This window comes from Marinitoga sp. 1197, assembly GCF_001021165.1.
Classification (GTDB): Bacteria; Thermotogota; Thermotogae; order Petrotogales; family Petrotogaceae; genus Marinitoga.
The window spans coordinates 15,212-31,474 of record NZ_AZAY01000001.1 but is presented as its reverse complement, the minus strand read 5'-3'; the positions used below and the strand labels follow the sequence as shown (position 1 = coordinate 31,474).

At 26.7% G+C, this 16,263-nt stretch carries 14 protein-coding genes, 1 tRNA gene and 1 riboswitch; of the genes, 5 read left to right on the top strand and 10 right to left on the bottom strand.

Going from position 1 to position 16,263, the window contains the following annotated elements:
- Window positions 1–19: 19 nt before the first annotated feature.
- A riboswitch (Lysine riboswitch) is annotated at window positions 20–195 on the bottom strand.
- A gap of 307 nt (window positions 196–502) precedes the next feature.
- From X275_RS00140 to X275_RS00125, 4 genes are all read right to left on the bottom strand, one after another.
- Window positions 503–593: transfer RNA gene (locus tag X275_RS00140), tRNA-Ser, on the bottom strand.
- Between the two features lie 117 nt (window positions 594–710).
- Window positions 711–1,265, bottom strand: a complete 555-nt coding sequence (locus X275_RS00135; protein ID WP_047266971.1) for a thymidine kinase — start codon at window positions 1,263–1,265, stop codon at window positions 711–713.
- Between the two features lie 178 nt (window positions 1,266–1,443).
- Window positions 1,444–2,655, bottom strand: coding sequence for a ComEC/Rec2 family competence protein (locus tag X275_RS00130; protein ID WP_231588267.1), 1,212 nt, complete (start codon window positions 2,653–2,655; stop codon window positions 1,444–1,446).
- A gap of 62 nt (window positions 2,656–2,717) precedes the next feature.
- Entirely contained in the window at window positions 2,718–3,926 is a 1,209-nt protein-coding gene (locus X275_RS00125) for a 2,3-bisphosphoglycerate-independent phosphoglycerate mutase (RefSeq protein WP_047265517.1), read from the bottom strand.
- A 167-nt stretch (window positions 3,927–4,093) separates the two neighbouring features.
- Between X275_RS00125 and X275_RS00120 the strand changes: the two genes are divergently transcribed.
- On the top strand, window positions 4,094–4,753 hold the full coding sequence (locus X275_RS00120; protein WP_047266970.1) for an HAD family hydrolase: 660 nt from the start codon (window positions 4,094–4,096) through the stop codon (window positions 4,751–4,753).
- On the opposite strand, the gene X275_RS00115 is transcribed toward X275_RS00120, so the two are convergent.
- Complete coding sequence (locus tag X275_RS00115) at window positions 4,742–5,509, bottom strand: Rossmann-like domain-containing protein (protein WP_047266969.1); 768 nt, start codon at window positions 5,507–5,509, stop codon at window positions 4,742–4,744. The two genes, X275_RS00120 and X275_RS00115, sit on opposite strands and share 12 nt — an antisense overlap.
- 133 nt (window positions 5,510–5,642) lie before the next feature.
- Between X275_RS00115 and X275_RS11440 the strand changes: the two genes are divergently transcribed.
- From X275_RS11440 to X275_RS00100, 3 genes are all read left to right on the top strand, one after another.
- Window positions 5,643–6,581 carry a GAF domain-containing protein gene (locus X275_RS11440; protein ID WP_047266968.1) on the top strand — a complete coding sequence of 313 codons (939 nt, stop codon included), beginning with the start codon at window positions 5,643–5,645 and terminating at the stop codon, window positions 6,579–6,581.
- A 308-nt stretch (window positions 6,582–6,889) separates the two neighbouring features.
- A complete protein-coding gene (dnaA, locus tag X275_RS00105; protein ID WP_052913439.1) occupies window positions 6,890–8,257 on the top strand; it encodes a chromosomal replication initiator protein DnaA in 1,368 nt (455 codons plus the stop codon).
- A 317-nt stretch (window positions 8,258–8,574) separates the two neighbouring features.
- Window positions 8,575–9,477 carry an MBL fold metallo-hydrolase gene (locus X275_RS00100; RefSeq protein ID WP_047266967.1) on the top strand — a complete coding sequence of 301 codons (903 nt, stop codon included), beginning with the start codon at window positions 8,575–8,577 and terminating at the stop codon, window positions 9,475–9,477.
- 27 nt (window positions 9,478–9,504) lie between these two features.
- Here X275_RS00100 and X275_RS00095 read toward each other — a convergent pair whose 3' ends face one another.
- The 3 genes from X275_RS00095 to X275_RS00085 form a co-directional block, all read right to left on the bottom strand.
- Window positions 9,505–9,717 (bottom strand): hypothetical protein, encoded by a 213-nt coding sequence (locus X275_RS00095; protein WP_047266966.1) that lies wholly within the window; start codon window positions 9,715–9,717, stop codon window positions 9,505–9,507.
- A gap of 117 nt (window positions 9,718–9,834) precedes the next feature.
- Window positions 9,835–10,548: a class I SAM-dependent methyltransferase gene (locus X275_RS00090; protein ID WP_047266965.1), complete on the bottom strand. Its 714-nt coding sequence runs from the start codon at window positions 10,546–10,548 to the stop codon at window positions 9,835–9,837.
- 256 nt (window positions 10,549–10,804) lie between these two features.
- The gene (locus X275_RS00085) at window positions 10,805–11,464 is read right to left on the bottom strand and encodes a 4Fe-4S binding protein (RefSeq protein WP_047266964.1); all 660 of its coding nucleotides are present in this window, start codon (window positions 11,462–11,464) and stop codon (window positions 10,805–10,807) included.
- A 215-nt stretch (window positions 11,465–11,679) separates the two neighbouring features.
- On the opposite strand from X275_RS00085, the gene X275_RS00080 reads away from it, so the two are divergent.
- Window positions 11,680–12,873: an FprA family A-type flavoprotein gene (locus X275_RS00080; RefSeq protein ID WP_047266963.1), complete on the top strand. Its 1,194-nt coding sequence runs from the start codon at window positions 11,680–11,682 to the stop codon at window positions 12,871–12,873.
- A 69-nt stretch (window positions 12,874–12,942) separates the two neighbouring features.
- Here the strand turns inward: X275_RS00080 and X275_RS00075 are convergent, their stop codons facing one another.
- The gene (locus X275_RS00075; RefSeq protein ID WP_047266962.1) at window positions 12,943–14,031 is read right to left on the bottom strand and encodes an ABC transporter ATP-binding protein; all 1,089 of its coding nucleotides are present in this window, start codon (window positions 14,029–14,031) and stop codon (window positions 12,943–12,945) included.
- Between the two features lie 11 nt (window positions 14,032–14,042).
- Window positions 14,043–16,241: an ABC transporter permease gene (locus tag X275_RS00070; protein ID WP_047266961.1), complete on the bottom strand. Its 2,199-nt coding sequence runs from the start codon at window positions 16,239–16,241 to the stop codon at window positions 14,043–14,045.
- Between the last annotated feature and the right edge of the window lie 22 nt (window positions 16,242–16,263).

Sequence of the window (16,263 nt, the reverse complement as noted above, 5' to 3'; positions counted from 1 at the left end):
AATATTATCAATAAATATTATCCCAAACGGCTCTCCGCATGTTTTTCATGCGACAGTTGCATAGGTATTCCCTATACAACCAGGCATGTAAGACGGGTATATCTTACATCCTTCGGCAACCTCGCCTTTCATCTACCCCAAGCCTACCCAAGCGATAGGTAGATTACTCTTCTCGGTTGCGCCTCCGTTTGTTCGTTTTACATATTAACTTTTGCAGTAGTTTAACAAATTAAAATTAATAAAAAATTACGATAATATTACATTTCGAACAACGAAATTCACTTAAAAATTTTTCAGAATTCACTTTGTTATTTAATTTTTCCTATTTTTACTTTTATTTTTTTCATTCTTAAGCGTTCAATGAATCTTATAATAGGGCATCGCATTTTCCATTTTTGAAAAAAACTCATAACAAATACCTCCAAAGATTTCTTATATTATATCATAAAATATAACAAAATGTAAATAGTAATAAAAAAACAGAGCACATCGCTCTGTTTTATGGCGGAGAGGGTGGGATTTGAACCCACGGACGGGTTTTGCCCGTCACACGCTCTCCAGGCGTGCGCCTTCGACCGCTCGGCCACCTCTCCAAATTTATTAACTTTCCAAGATATTTTATCATATCTTTGAGTTTTAGTCAACTACTGTAGATAAATAAATTTGAAACTTTTTATTAATTTTTGCATTAATAATATAATTTCATAGTTTTATTTTTCTGAATTCAATTTTTCATAACAATCTCTACAAACTGCTATATATTTTTCAAATCCACCTACATCTATCTCAGAACCATTACCAACAATTTTAAATGAGATTGTTCCATTATATTCACCACATTCATGGCAAACAGCTTTTTTCTTAATTATTTCATCGGCATAAGCGGAAAGTAGAATTGTTGTTTTAAATGGATTATTTTTATAGGTTAAATCCAATCCGGAGCAATATACATTTATTCCTTTTTTAATCAAATCAAGAATAACGTCTTTCAATTCTTCATCAAAGAATTGAACTTCATCTACAAAAACAGCTTTTTCATCATAATCCAAGTGTTCATACATCTCTTTCGAGTGTTTTATTGGTATAGCTTTAATTTTTGTTCCTGTATGAGAAACAACGTATTCAGAAGAATATCTATCATCTATAACAGGTTTAAATACTTTTATTTTTTTTCTACCCAATGTATAAATCTCAACAAAAGATATAAGTTCTGACGTTTTTCCAGAATACATAGGACCTACAATTAATATAAATTTTCCAGACATTTCTATTCCTCCTCTGAATATCTTTTTTCTCTTAGATTTTTTAGGTATAAAAAATCTAAGCGTAAAATGAAGCCGGTCAATTTTGCACGGATGCAAAATACCGAACATGGATGTGAGTCTGATACGACCGGCGAGAATGAGCTATTTTTGAGGATTAACAATCAAGGTTTGAGCGACTTTACTTTTTGGACATCGTATATCTTTTATAAATAACTATATGGAAAAAAATTAATAATATTATGGATATAAAATATAAAAATATATAAGAATTATCTTTTAATGTAATATATGGTATATATCTATTTATATATTGCAAAAGACTCTTTATAATGGATATGTAATAATTTACAAAATTGGATACAAAATCTGGCAAATGTACAATTATATACAATCCAGATAAAATCATTAGCGAATATATTATTGGTGTAAAAAAAACACTTAAAAATATTCCTACAAAAGAAAAACCTTTGAAAAACAAAATACTCCAAGGTAGCACAGCTAAAAATGCAGATAATGTGACTAAAAATGGATTATTTGTATATTCTATAATTATTAATATTGAAAGTGCTGCAAAATAACTCATTAAAAATCCTGCAGAAAAAAGCACATTAGGATTATACAATAAATTTATTACACCAATTAGACCAAGAATATTTTTTGAATTAACATTCCATCCTATTAATTTATTTAATTCAATTATAGAGAGCAAAAAAGTTGCCCTCATTGCTGAATCTGAAAATCCAGATGCTGATAAATATATAAATAATATTATTATAGTAATTAATCTTCTAATATTAATGGGAAAAAGTGTAAAAGAATATAGAAAATATAACAAGGAATAAATTATATAGACATGGAACCCTGATACAGCAAACAAATGCAGGAGTCCTGTATTTTTAAAGATTTCCGCATTTTTTCCTTTTAATCCACCAAAAACTACCGAAAAAAGTATTTCTCTATTATCATATTGAAAATTCCTGTATATCCTTTTTTTAAAAAAATTCCTTACAGAATATATACTTTTTTCTGAAGAGTTAGCCATATAAATTGGATCGAATTTACCATTAGTTTTTTTACCTACAATGTATATATTATTACCTATTTCAAAAGGATCAGTAGTAAATTTATTATACGAAAAATACAATTTTCCTTTTATACTTTTCCAAGAATCATCATAATAAACTTCATTAGTTTTTACTATATAATAGTTATTTGATTTATCAATAATTGTTCCTAAAATCCCTAGTTCTTTATTTGTCGGAATTGAATATGAAGTAATTGTTTTAATTAACACTAAAGACAATATTAGTATAAAAAATACTTTTGTTTTTAATGAGTAATTAAATAGAAAAAAGACTACAGCCATAAAAATTATGGCTGTAGTTATCATTTTCAATTTTACAAAAAGTATTAAAACAATTACACTAAAAAATAGATTTATAAAAAATGGCATTATGCTCCAAATTTTTCAAGTTTTCTTGCATTTGCCATTAACAATCCCATTAAATCAACAGCATAAATTGTTCCCATAGAACCTCTTGCTGCTTCAAATTCATCAAACGATTTTGATAATCCTGCTCTTGTATAAGGAGATTTAATCATAAAAGGAACTGGGTGCCAACTATGCCCGCTAATAGCTACAGGTGTAGAATGGTCGCCAGTAACAACTAATACATCAGGGTTTAATTCTAATAATTCAGGTAATGCTTCGTCTACCATTTCTATTACATGAACTTTTGCATCAAAATTCCCATCTTCACCATATGAATCTGTTTTCTTTATATGTATATAGAAAAAGTCATAGTCATTCCAGTATTTTTTTAAAGTCTTAAACTCATCTGAAGGTGTTTCTCCGTCGACATTTAAAATATCCATTCCAACTAATTTTGCTAATCCTTTATACATAGGATATACAGCAATAGCAGCTGCTCTCATTTTATATACTTCTGGAAATTGCGGAATATTTGGATATTTAGAAAAACCTCTAATTAAAGCAAAATTTATCTTTGGTTCATCTTTTAAAACATCTCTAATTTTTTTCATTAATTTTGTAAATATTTCAGCAGTTTTTTCTGCATCTGGATGAGTTGCATGAGCCCATTTTATAGGCAACCCTTCCTTTTGCGGATCAGCATCTTCAATTCTATCATCAAGACCTTCACCTGTTAATTTAACTACAAATCTATGTTCTTTCCCTGCATAAAATTGAATCTTAACCCCATCAATTTCTTTAATATTTTCTTTTAATTTTTCAACTATCTTTGCAGATTCTTCTGATTTTGGCCTTCCAGCTCTTCTATCAACTACAGTATCACCATCTATTGTAGCAAAATTTCCCCTTGCAACAACATCTTTTTCTCCAACCTCAACATCTATACCTAATGCTTCTAAAATTCCTCTTCCAATTTGGTATCTTATAGGATCATATCCAAAAATACCCAAATGTCCTGGTCCTGAACCTGGTGTAATTCCTGGTAAAACTGGTATTGTTTGACCTAAATCTGACTCTGTTGCAATTTTGTCTAAATTTGGTGTATTAGCTGCCTGTAAAGGTGTTTTTCCATTAACTACTGTATCTCCAATACCATCCATTACTAACATCACAATTTTTGAATTAGTTTTTGTAATTAGAGGTTGTAAAAATTCCTGTCTATCTACCATCATATAGTTCCCTCCCCAAGATTAATTTTCATTACAATTATAACATACTTTAATTCTAAGTATATAATATTTTAGTAAATTTTTAGATAATTAATCATTGACTATATACAATTATGATATAATTGAACTGTCAAATAATAATAAATGAAAAATAAGGAGTGATTGATTTGATAAAAGGTATTATTTTCGATTTGTATGGTACATTGATAAATGCCAATCATCTTTTTCTTCCAATAGCTGAAATTATTTCTAAAGAGATTAATATTCCCGCAATAGATTTAGAAAAAACAATCAGAAACGTATATAATAAGTATTTTAATTCATATCATTTAAAACCATTTAAACCCGAAAGAGAATATTACAATTTGATGTTTAAAGAATTAAAAAAGTTTTATAAATTAGAAAATTCAGAAGAATGGTATATTAACCAAATGTATAAAACCTTTATTGAATTAAAACCATATGATGATGTTGAATTTTTAAAAACAATAAAAAAGGCAAAAATAAAAATAGCAATACTATCTAATGCTGATGATGATTTTGTAATTCCTGCATTGAAAAATAAACCTTTTCCTTTTGATTTTTTAATTACATCATATTCAGTTAAAATGTATAAACCTGATCCGAAAATTTTTGAATATACATTAAATAAAATGAATTTACAAAAAAATGAAGTAATTTTTGTTGGAGATAATTATAACGTTGATATAGTCGGCGGAAACAATTTTGGTATAAAATCAATATTAATAAAAAGATGGAACCAAAATATAACATATTCTGATTCCATCTATGTATTGAAAGAATTATATAAATATTTAAAATATTAAATTTACTTTGCGTGCAGCACCACTTCTAAATAACGTCCTGGTGCCAGCACCTTTCTTTACTAAATCAAATAATTTATCTGAATCTTCTATAAATGAACCAGACAAAATCTTTACAGGAAATACATTCTCAACCATTATAGTCGAAGGGCCTGCAATAGCTACTCTTTCAGTATTTATATAATTTAATATATAATCGATTGTACCATTTACAATAGTCGTTCCTGTAATAATAACAGCTGTACATTTAGGCAACATTTCTATTATTGCCCAGTCAGGTAAAATCTGGTCATGTCTTCGCTGTCTGTCAAAAACAAGAACATCCCACACTTTTGGCCTTAAAGCATCAACAAACGGTGTAATTTCTCCAACAATTCCTACTATATCTTTTTTATTAAATTCCATCAATTTCAACGTATCGCCTTCAATAAATCTTTCTGGATCTTTATTAAAAATCGCATTTACCGCAGCATAAGATACAGATCTCAAAAGAGGATCGCCAGAAAACAAGCCTACTTTTAATAAATCTTTTACTTTCATACCAACTTCAGCTTTACTTTCAGGCATTCCATCTAACCCCATACATTTGTAAAATTCTTCACATTTCCCGAGAGTGTCTTCTTTATTTGTAGCGACAAATCCTGTTCTACCATCACTTAATTTAACCGCAGTTTCTCCAATACCAATCACAAAATCTTCAATAATTTCATCATCAATGTTTTTCAAAGCCATATCATATAGTTTTTTTGCTATTGTCATTCTATCCCTCCATATTTTTATATTCTATATTATTATACAATTTTTAACATCATTATTCAAATATAATTTAAAAAAATCTGTAAGAAATAAATGGTAAAATAAAAAAAATAACTAAAATCAGGAGGTGTTTTTTATGAGAAGCATATTACAGGACTTTACACCAGAATTTTTGAAAATATTAAATAAAGACAAAATTTTTTGGTTTGATGGTTGGAGAGAATACAAACAGAATAAACCAAAAATTATAAGAGAATATGAAAAATTAGAAAATCTAAATAATGAAAAAATTAAAAAGTATCTTGGTGAAATTAAACGAAAAGATCTTGATATGTTCAAACAATACTGGGAGAATAACTTTTTGCAAATAAAAAAAGATATTGTTATGAAACTTTCAAGAAATTCTGAATATTTCCAACTTAAAAGAGGTGACTTTGTTGTCTATGTAACAGGACTACTCGGACTAAAACCTTTTTATTATATTGAGACATACTATGGCACTGTAATATTAATAGATGCATTCTACCATTTTTTAAATAATATTGATATCAGAAAAACCGTTGAAAATGCAATATTAAAATTTATAAATGAAAATCCTGTCAATTCAAAAAAAGCTTTATTTGCCAAATTATTATCTCAAATAGAGAAATACATATATGACAATAACAATATATATAAAGTAATGGAAAAAATTGTCAAAATTTTATATGAAAATGTTGATTATTATAATTGGGTTGGATTTTATTTAACTGATGATAAAGATAAAAATTTATTGATACTTGGTAGCTACCTTGGAGAACCTACTGAACATATTAAAATACCTTTTGGTAGTGGAATATGCGGTCAGGCAGCATCTACAAAAAATACATTTGTAGTTCAAGACGTAACAAAGGAAACAAATTATTTATCCTGTAGCGATAAAACAAAGTCCGAAATTGTCGTTCCAATAATTGATAAAAACGGAAATGTTTTTGGAGAGCTGGATATAGACAGTCATAAATTAGAACCATTTACAGTAGAGGATACCCAATTTTTAGAAGAAATTATTAGTTTATTTGTTAAAAAATTTCTTTAATTTTATGAATTTTTTCTTTTTTAACCTATTCACAAAAATGAGAAAAAAAGCTTATTTAATAGACATATTTCTTAATGAAAGTAAAAAAATATTAAAATGATTAAATTTAGGAATTTTCTAAAATACACTTTTATAGCATATTATGTTAATTAAATCCCTTTATTCACTAAGTTTCAAATCTCAACAAAGTTCATAAAATTTTTTCTTGATTATATATGTTAAATCTGATATCCTATATAATGCTAAACATTTTTTAAGATAAAATTTTTCTATACATTCTTTTTAATTTTGGTCAGGGGGTAATTGATGTGACAAACGAAGAATTATTAGAAATGCTAAAATCCAAGATAAATCATGATACCTGGGAACAATGGTTTACCTCTGCCCAAATATTGGAAATACAGGATAAAAAAGTAATTATAGGAATAGGAAACCTGTTTGTTAAAGATTTTGTAGCAAGAAAGTATGGAACTTTAGTTTCCAACACTTTATCTGATATTCTTTCAAGAAAAATATCAGCTGAATTTACATTTATCCCAGCTGATAAATCAACTAAGAAAAAATCCGGTCCATTAATAAAAAATAGACCATTAAAACTCTCTGATTTTAATTCCGAATATACTTTCGATAATTTTGTTATAGGAGAGGCAAATCGTGTAGCTTATTATTCTGCATTAGAGGTTGCCAATAATCCAGGAAAATACAATCCTCTGTTTATATACGGAGATGTTGCATTAGGAAAAACACATCTTTTACATGCAATTGGTAATCACTTAATGGAAACATCGCCTGACTTAAAAGTAATGTATGTAACAGCTGAAGAATTTATGAATGATTTAATGAAATCTTTAAGAGATGAAAAAATGGATGATTTTAGAGAGAGATATAGGAAAAAGATTGATATATTATTAATTGACGATGTTCAATTCTTAATTGGCAAAGATATGGCACAAGGTGAACTTTTTCATACTTTTAACACTCTTTTTAATCTTGGAAAACAAATAATTATCTGTTCTGATAGAACACCTGAAGAGTTGGCGACATTTCACCCACGATTAATAAGCAGGTTTGAAATGGGACTAGTTGTAAATGTTGACGAACCTGACAAAAAAACTAAACTAAAAATAGCTAAAAAAATGGCAGAGATGAGTTCGGTTTATTTAACAGATGATGTTGTTACATATTTAGTTGAAAATATAGACAATAACCTTAGAAGGTTGAGAGGATTAATTTTAAATCTTTTTTTCCACAGTAAAGTTACAGGAGAAAAAGTAAATATTGAAACAGTGAAAAAATTATACAGTTCTTTAAAGGCTCATAAAAAAAGTATTCCTCAAACAAAAGAAACTTTAAAAGTTTTAAAGAAAAATCTTATTTTAGAAGCTGTTATCAAGGAATATAATTTAACTCGAGAAAAATTATTCAGCTCTACAAGAAAAAAGGAAATATCTGAAGCAAGACAAATTCTCGCATTTATGCTTAAGAATTATGGAAAAATGAAAGTAAAGGATATTTCAAGTTTTATAGGAAAAAATCATTCTACAATAAGTCAGTCAATAAAAAAGATTGAAAAGGAATTAACCAGCGGAAACCTAATATTAAAACGAAGGATAGATGAGATAAGAAAATTATTTGAGGAAGCAGAAAAAATACAGGTTACAGAAAATGTAAGCTAATTAAAGTAAGTTAATTAAAACCGACATCTGTTATAACTGAAGATGTCGGTTTTTTATAATTTTTAGTATAAAATTTATAGATTATAGAATTTTTTACAACAATAAAAAACACATTATTATATTAATGTTCTCCACTAACCGGAAGTTCATAAACGGGATAAGTTAATGAATAACCTAACAAAAATATACATTTTCACTTTTAACTAACTTTTCTTTTTATTAACATAAAAACACTTTTCATTAATATTAATAGATTAGAATAGTATATAGTGAGTTTCCAATAAATAGAACAAAAAGAATTATGGGATGGTGAAAATATGAAATTACAAAAAATTACAGAAAATGTATATTATATCAATGATACTACAAATATTGGAGTTATAAGAGTTAATAAAGAAAACGATGTATTAATAGTTGATTCTGGAAGTGATGATTCAAAAGGAAGAAGAATAATAAAAATTTTGAAAGAAAATGGCTTTAATCTAAAATATATTATTAATACTCATATTCATGCAGATCATATTGGAGGAAATCATTATATTCAGAAGCATATTCCAGAAGTAAAAATATTTTCAACAAGAGCTGAGATAAGTATGATAGAAAATCCTATATATATGCCCTATTTCCTATATTCAGGAGCATATCCTATTAAAGAACTCAGAAATAAATTTTTATTAGCTAAACCTTCAAAGGTTACTAATATTATTGATGAACTTCTTTCAGATATTATTATAGAAAATAATAAAATTTCTTTATTACCTCTTGATGGACACACAGAATTCCAAAAAGGTATTGCTTTTGAAAATGTACTTTTTTGTGGAGATGCTTTAATTTCTGAAGAATTATTAGAAAAACACAAGATACCTGTTAATGTAAATATAAAAAATGCTAAGCAAACTCTCTTAAATTTGCAGAATATGAATTATGATTATTATATTCCATCTCATGGCACTTTACTTAATAACATTTCCACTTTAGCAAAGGAAAATTATAAAAGAATTGAAGAAATAGAAGAAAAGATACTGAATTTTTTAAATACGGAAAAAAGTACTGAAAAAATTATATCTTATATGTTATATTCTTACGGATTAAATATAAACAATGCAACTCTATACTATTTATATAATACAACAATTATGAGTTTTTTAAGTTATTTAAAAGAAGAAAAAAAGATAACAAATATTATAAAAAATAATACTGTTTATTGGAAGATGCTATAAACATATAAGAGCTGTTTTTAACAGCTCTTATATATCTTCTATATTATCAATAATATAATAAACACTGTCAAAATAAATATAGATTTTCCCATCTTTTGATGCATAATATGATACGTTATTCTTATCAGCAAAAATTACAATATCGTTTGAAATAGAGTCTGCTTTTTTCATTTTTTTCAATTTTAAATCTTCAATATTTTTTTGAAAAACAAAATTAAACTTTTTTCTTATTTCTTCCATATTCCCATCCCCTTTATTTTTACCTCCTTTTTAATATTTTTTACTAAATATTTTTATAGTAATTTATAAAATTATCACAACAATTATATCATATTTTTTGTTAAATATAAAATTAAATTATTTTGTAACATTACTTTTTATAGCTTTAATAATCAGAAAATTTGGTTTTTTCATAAGTTTTTTATAATTTTTCTCATCCAGTTTTAAAAAATCTTTTGTTGGTTTTGGCTCATACATATTTACAACAAAAAAATTATTATTATATAATGCATCAAAAATTGTATTAAATGATCTATGATAAAAATAAACAGGAACTTTATTTATTAAATCTTCCAATAGAATTTCCTCAAAATAATTCTCTAAAGAAAAATATAAATATGTCATAATTGGATGATTAATTGAAAATATAAGTACTCCATTTTCTTTCAAAACTCTTTTAAATTCGCTTAATGTAAAATTTAAATCTTTAACATAATGCAAAGTTAGAGAAGAAACAATCATATCGAAATAATTATTATTAAAAGGTAATTTGGTATTCAAATCTAATTCAAGTACATGTGCTTTATTTTCCACTTTTCTTTTTGTGGCCTCTACCATTTTTTTTGAAAAATCTATTGCTACTACTTCTTTAGCATTATTATCAATCAACCATTTAGTATAATAACCAGCTCCACAACCTGCATCTAAAACTCTTAAATTTTTAATTTTTCCTATAGCTTTTATCATTGCAGGACGTTCATAATATGCATTAAATGTTTTTGTATCAACATCAAATTCATAATGTTTGGATAATATATCGTATGATTTTTTTAATTTTTCATGTATTTTCATTATACACACTCCTATTCTAAATATATAATATAGGGTGTCCAATTAGTAAAGCAAGCGAAAACTCGCAGATTGTCCGAAAAAATAGCGAATGAAGCCGGTCAATTTTGCACGGATGCAAAATTGAGTGAAGCCGAACACGGATGTGAGTCTGATACGACCGGCAAGAATGAGCTATTTTTGAGGATTAACAATCAAGGTTTGAGCGACTTTACTTTTTGGACATCGTATATAATATTATATAACAAAAAAGTCCATGTTATTTAACATGGACTTTAATAGTATTTTTTAATGTTATTGCATTTGTGGGACATATCTTCTGGCATTCAAAACACATCAAACATTCACTGGATAATATTTTTCTTTTTTTACTATCAAGTGTAATTATAGTATTAGTAGGACATATTTTTTGACACATTCCACAACCTATACATTTTTTTTCATCAATATTCAATCTTTTTAATGATTTTTTCGAAGCAATACTCAGCATTGAGCCATATGGACAAAGATGTTTATGCCATAATTCTTCTTCAAAAAAAAGAGTTATCAGTGTAGCTAATCCTATGACATATAACAAAATATTTAATTTAATCTTTAGTATTTTAGTAATAATAAATAGTAGTATAAATGAAAATAAAAATATGAATCTAATTATTTTTGACTTTAAAAAAGACGGTGTTCGTAATCTATCAATTTTCATTTTTCTATAAACAAAATCTATAGGTTTAAATATAGTATTTATAGGACATATCCAACCACAATAAAATCTACCAAATAGCGGAGATAATAAAAAACCTGCAAGAAAAATAAAAATCCATTTTATTAATACCTGATTTTTCAATAATATTAAAAATATTATGAAAAATATTATTTCAGAAATATACACTATAAACCTTATTATATTATTTTTATTTTTCATAATCAACCTCCTCTTATGATCTTTCAATAATTTAATTATATTACCAGATTTTCAAAATTTTCGTGTCTAAAATCACAAGTATATAAAAATTTTTTATATGGTATAATATGATATATACTAAAATTTTCACTTAAAATTAAACTTTTTTTTCTTAATATATAGTATAATTATATGAAGAATAAAATTAAAATAATTTCAAATCAGGAGGGATTAATATGGATAATATTTTGAATATTACGGATTCAATTTTTTACGTTGGATTAAATGATAGAGATACTCATTTATTTGAAAACATGTGGCCTTTACCAAAAGGTGTTACGTATAACTCATATATTATAAAAGATGAAAAAAATGTTTTATTTGATACTGTAAAAGCTACAAAAACGCATTTGTTTATTGAAAAAATTAATAATATTCTAGAAGGTAAAAAGTTAGATTATTTGGTTATCAATCATATGGAACCAGACCACTCAGGTTCTATCTCCGATATTTTAAGAGCATATCCAGATATAAAAATTGTTGGTAATAAAAAAACTTTTGAATTTTTAAAAGCTTTATATGGTATTGAATCAAATTTATATGAAGTTAAAGATGGTGATGAAATAGATCTTGGAAAGCATAAATTAAAATTTTATATGACTCCGATGGTTCACTGGCCAGAAACCATGATGACATATGAAGAAACAGAAAAAATATTATTTGCTGGCGACGCTTTTGGAGGTTTTGGAACTTTAGATGGTGGCGTTTTTGATGATGAGGTTGATATAGAGTATTATGAAAATGAAATAAGAAGATATTATTCTAATATAGTTGGAAAATTTGGCCCTATGGTTCAAAGAGCTATGAAAAAATTATCAGGATTAGAGGTAAAGATTATCGCTTCTACTCACGGCCCTGTATGGAGAACAAATCCAGGAAGAATTATATCTTTATATGATAAATGGAGCAAATACGAAACAGAAGAAGGTGTTGTTATTGCATATGGATCGATGTATGGAAATACAGAAAAAATGGCTGATTATATAGCTAGATGTTTGTCTGATGAAGGTATTAAAAATATAAGGGTAATGAATTCTTCTGAAGTACATGAATCATTTATAATCAATGAAATATGGAGATTTAAAGGTGTTTTATTTGGAACTAATACATATAATAATGGTATTTTTCCAAGAATGGAAAACTTATTAATTAATTTAGAACATAAGGGAATTAAAAATAGGGTATTTGGAGTGTTTGGTACATACGGTTGGAGTGGTGGTGGAGTAAAAGGTATAGTTGAATATATAAAGAAAAACAAATGGGAAATGGTATGCGACCCTGTCGAAGTACAATTCTCTGCACATGAGGAACATTATGAAAAATTAAGAACTCTAGCCAAAGAAATGGCCAAAAGAGTCAAAGAAAATTAAACTCAAAAAATTAAGCCTCGCAATAAGCGAGGCTTTTTTTATAAACTATATATATCAAGGAAGGGATATTTAATTTTTTAACACTTTACACAACTTTGGAACAATATCAATATATACGGATTCTCCTTCTGCATATATTTTTTTTAAGGACGGATTATCTATTTGAACCATTATTTCACCGAATTCTGTATCTATAAATGATTCAACTGTATTTCCCAAATATACATTTATTTTTACTCTTCCTTTTATTAAACCATCATTATCTTTCAAAATTAGAGATTCTGGTCTTGCCATTAATATCGCTTTTTCTCCAACAGAAACATTTTTTTCATATTTAGGAATTTCTAAAATTTTATTTTTAAATTTTACTATACACTTTTCTCTTTCTATATTTTCAATTTTTACTTCAAAAAAAGCAACTTTTCCAACAAAACCTGCAACAAATTTAGAATTAGGGTTTTCATATATTTCATTAGGTGTTCCTATTTGGATTATTTTACCTTCTTTCATAACAATTATTTTATCTGATAAACTCATAGCTTCAACTCTATCATGTGTAACATATATTGCCGTAATTCCAAGTTTTTTTTGAATTTTTCTAATTTCTATTCTCATTTGTTCTCTTAGTAAAGCATCAAGATTTGATAATGGTTCATCTAAAAGTAATATTGATGGTTCAACTATAATTGAACGCGCTAGAGCAACTCTTTGTTGTTGACCTCCTGATAATTTTGAGGGGGCTCTATTAGCAAGTTCTTTTAATCCAACCATTTCCAATGTATCTATTACTTTCTTTTTTATTTCTTCTTTATTCATTTTTTTTAGTTTTAATCCATAGGCCACATTATCAAAAACTGTCATATGTGGAAAAAGTCCATAACTTTGAAAAACAGTTGCAGTATCTCTTTTGTTTGGGGGCAAAAAAGTTATATCCTCATTTCCTATATATATTTTCCCATTTGTTGGAAGCTCAAAACCTGCAACCATTCTTAATGTTGTTGTTTTTCCACATCCAGATGGTCCTAACAATGTAACCAATTCTCCTGGTTTTATTTCAAATGAAGAATTATTTACCGCTATTACTTTTGTATTATATTTTTTATCATAAAATATTTTAGTAACCTTTTCTAATTTTAGGGATACTTGTTTTTTAGTCATTGTTTCACCTCTCATTGAGAAACTGTTTTTTCCAGCGTTTCACTCTCTTTAACCAATAATCTCATAATTCCAAAAGCTGCTAATACTATTATTATTAAAGTAGTAGCCAATACGCTTGCCAGACCAAATCTTAAATTTTCTGAGAAATTATAAATCAAAACAGTAATATGATACCATTTTGCTGAAATCAGGAAAATAACAGCACTTACAGCTGTCATAGATCTTACAAAAGTATACGATAAACTAGATATAAATGCTGGTCTTAATAATGGTAATACTATAGTTTTAAAAACTGTAGGAACATCTGCACCCAAATCCTGTGCTGCTTCTTCTATTGATGGATCAATTTGTCTTAACGCTGCAATTCCTCCTTCAACTCCCACAGGAAGTTCTCTTATAATATAATTTATCACTATAATAGCACCAGTTCCAACCAAAATTATAGGTGGTTTATTAAAAGCTAAAATATAACTAATACCTATTAATGTTCCTGGAATTGCAAATGGTGCCATTATTAAAATTTCAAATATTCTTTTCCCAATAAATTTTTTTCTTACTAAAATTAATGCTGTCATCATTGCTATAATACCAGCAAACGGGGTTGCTATTGAAGCTAAAGTAACCGTATCTGTTATTGCATCTTTTCCTCTTTGTAATGCTTCTTTTATATTTTCTAATGTGAAGGTATAGTCAATACCCCAATTTTTCACAAAACAGCCTGCTACTATTGTTCCATATAAAGAAATCAAAAATATTATTATAAATATAATCAAACTTATCAGTATTATTTTTACCGGTTTTGATACCAATTCAGTAATTCTTGGTGATGGTTTTCCCGTTATGGTTACAAAAGATTTTTTTGAAACCCAGAATCTTTGAACTAAAAAGGCTGTTATTGTTGGTAATAATAATAAAATTGATAATGCCGCTCCATTCCCTAATCTATTCATCCCTGTAACTTCCAAATAAGCTTCAACTGATAAAACTCTATAATTTCCAGAAAGAATTAAAGGATTAGCAAAATCTGCCAATGAATTGGTAAAAACCAATAACCATGCGCTTAATATACCAGGCATTGATAAAGGCAGTGTTACACTTAAAAATGTTTTCAATTTAGAAGCATTTAAATCTAAAGAAGCATCTTCAAGAGTTGAATCTATTGAGTGCAAAATACCTACCATTGTTAGATAAGCAATTGGAAACATTCCCATTGTTTGAACCAGAGTTAATCCTAATAAACCATATATACTAAAATTCTGAAGATGTAAAATTTTTTTAGTTATCAAGCCATTATTTCCAAATAATAATAGAATAGATAAAGTTAAAGAAAAAGGTGGTGAAATCACTGGTAACGTTGCCATAGTACTGAAAAACTTTTTTCCTTTTATTGTTGTTCTTGTTAATACAAATGCAAATAAGAATCCTATTAATGTTGAAAGTGTTGCTGTAGATATACCAAGTTTAATACTTCCCCAAAAAGCTTTTAAATACTGATTTGTAGTTAATATCTTTTTCCATATTTCAAGTGAGAATTCACCATTTTTTATAAAAGTTAATCTAAAAGCCTCAAATAATGGATAAGCTGTAAATACAGCAACTATTATAAAAATAGCAAGTATAATAAAATTCATTATTGGATCTCTTGAAAAGTTTATTATTCCATAAATTAAGATAAAAATTATTATTATTGAAATCATAAATATATTAGCTAAACTATAAAATTTTAAATATTCATCAATTTCAAAAAATAATATTCCTATTCCCAAAACATCATAATCATTACTCAGAATAGGTGAAAATATTATTCTATATTTAGAATTATTATATTCATAATCTTTTTTAGTAATATAAAATTCGCTATACTCGGCACTTTCTATACCTTTTTTAAATTCATCAGTTTCTATCAAATTTTTATAAAAATTATAAATATTTTTATCTATATAATATTCTGTACTTTCGAAAAAATCCGGAAGTCCATCTATATATATAATTTTCAATGTCTCATTTTCTTTTTCATACTTTTCAATCCAGTCGTTATAATCTTTTTCATCTTCACTTATAGCCTTTGATATAATGTGCCCTGTTTTTAAAAGAGTATCATTTAACATTTTATTATAAGATGATTTTATATTAGAAAATATCCAAAAATCTATTACAGATATTAGCAATAGCAAAATTATAAAATATAAAATCTTTTTATAAGTAAACATATATTCCAACCCCTATATGAGT

Coding starts and splice junctions, on each gene's coding strand:
- X275_RS00135 (WP_047266971.1), bottom strand. CDS start 1,265: ATGTCTGGAAAATTTATATTAATTGTAGGTCCTATGTATTCTGGAAAA.
- X275_RS00130 (WP_231588267.1), bottom strand. CDS start 2,655: ATGATAACTACAGCCATAATTTTTATGGCTGTAGTCTTTTTTCTATTT.
- X275_RS00125 (WP_047265517.1), bottom strand. CDS start 3,926: ATGGTAGATAGACAGGAATTTTTACAACCTCTAATTACAAAAACTAAT.
- X275_RS00115 (WP_047266969.1), bottom strand. CDS start 5,509: ATGACAATAGCAAAAAAACTATATGATATGGCTTTGAAAAACATTGAT.
- X275_RS11440 (WP_047266968.1), top strand. CDS start 5,643: ATGAGAAGCATATTACAGGACTTTACACCAGAATTTTTGAAAATATTA.
- X275_RS00100 (WP_047266967.1), top strand. CDS start 8,575: ATGAAATTACAAAAAATTACAGAAAATGTATATTATATCAATGATACT.
- X275_RS00095 (WP_047266966.1), bottom strand. CDS start 9,717: ATGGAAGAAATAAGAAAAAAGTTTAATTTTGTTTTTCAAAAAAATATT.
- X275_RS00090 (WP_047266965.1), bottom strand. CDS start 10,548: ATGAAAATACATGAAAAATTAAAAAAATCATACGATATATTATCCAAA.
- X275_RS00085 (WP_047266964.1), bottom strand. CDS start 11,464: ATGAAAAATAAAAATAATATAATAAGGTTTATAGTGTATATTTCTGAA.
- X275_RS00080 (WP_047266963.1), top strand. CDS start 11,680: ATGGATAATATTTTGAATATTACGGATTCAATTTTTTACGTTGGATTA.
- X275_RS00075 (WP_047266962.1), bottom strand. CDS start 14,031: ATGACTAAAAAACAAGTATCCCTAAAATTAGAAAAGGTTACTAAAATA.
- X275_RS00070 (WP_047266961.1), bottom strand. CDS start 16,241: ATGTTTACTTATAAAAAGATTTTATATTTTATAATTTTGCTATTGCTA.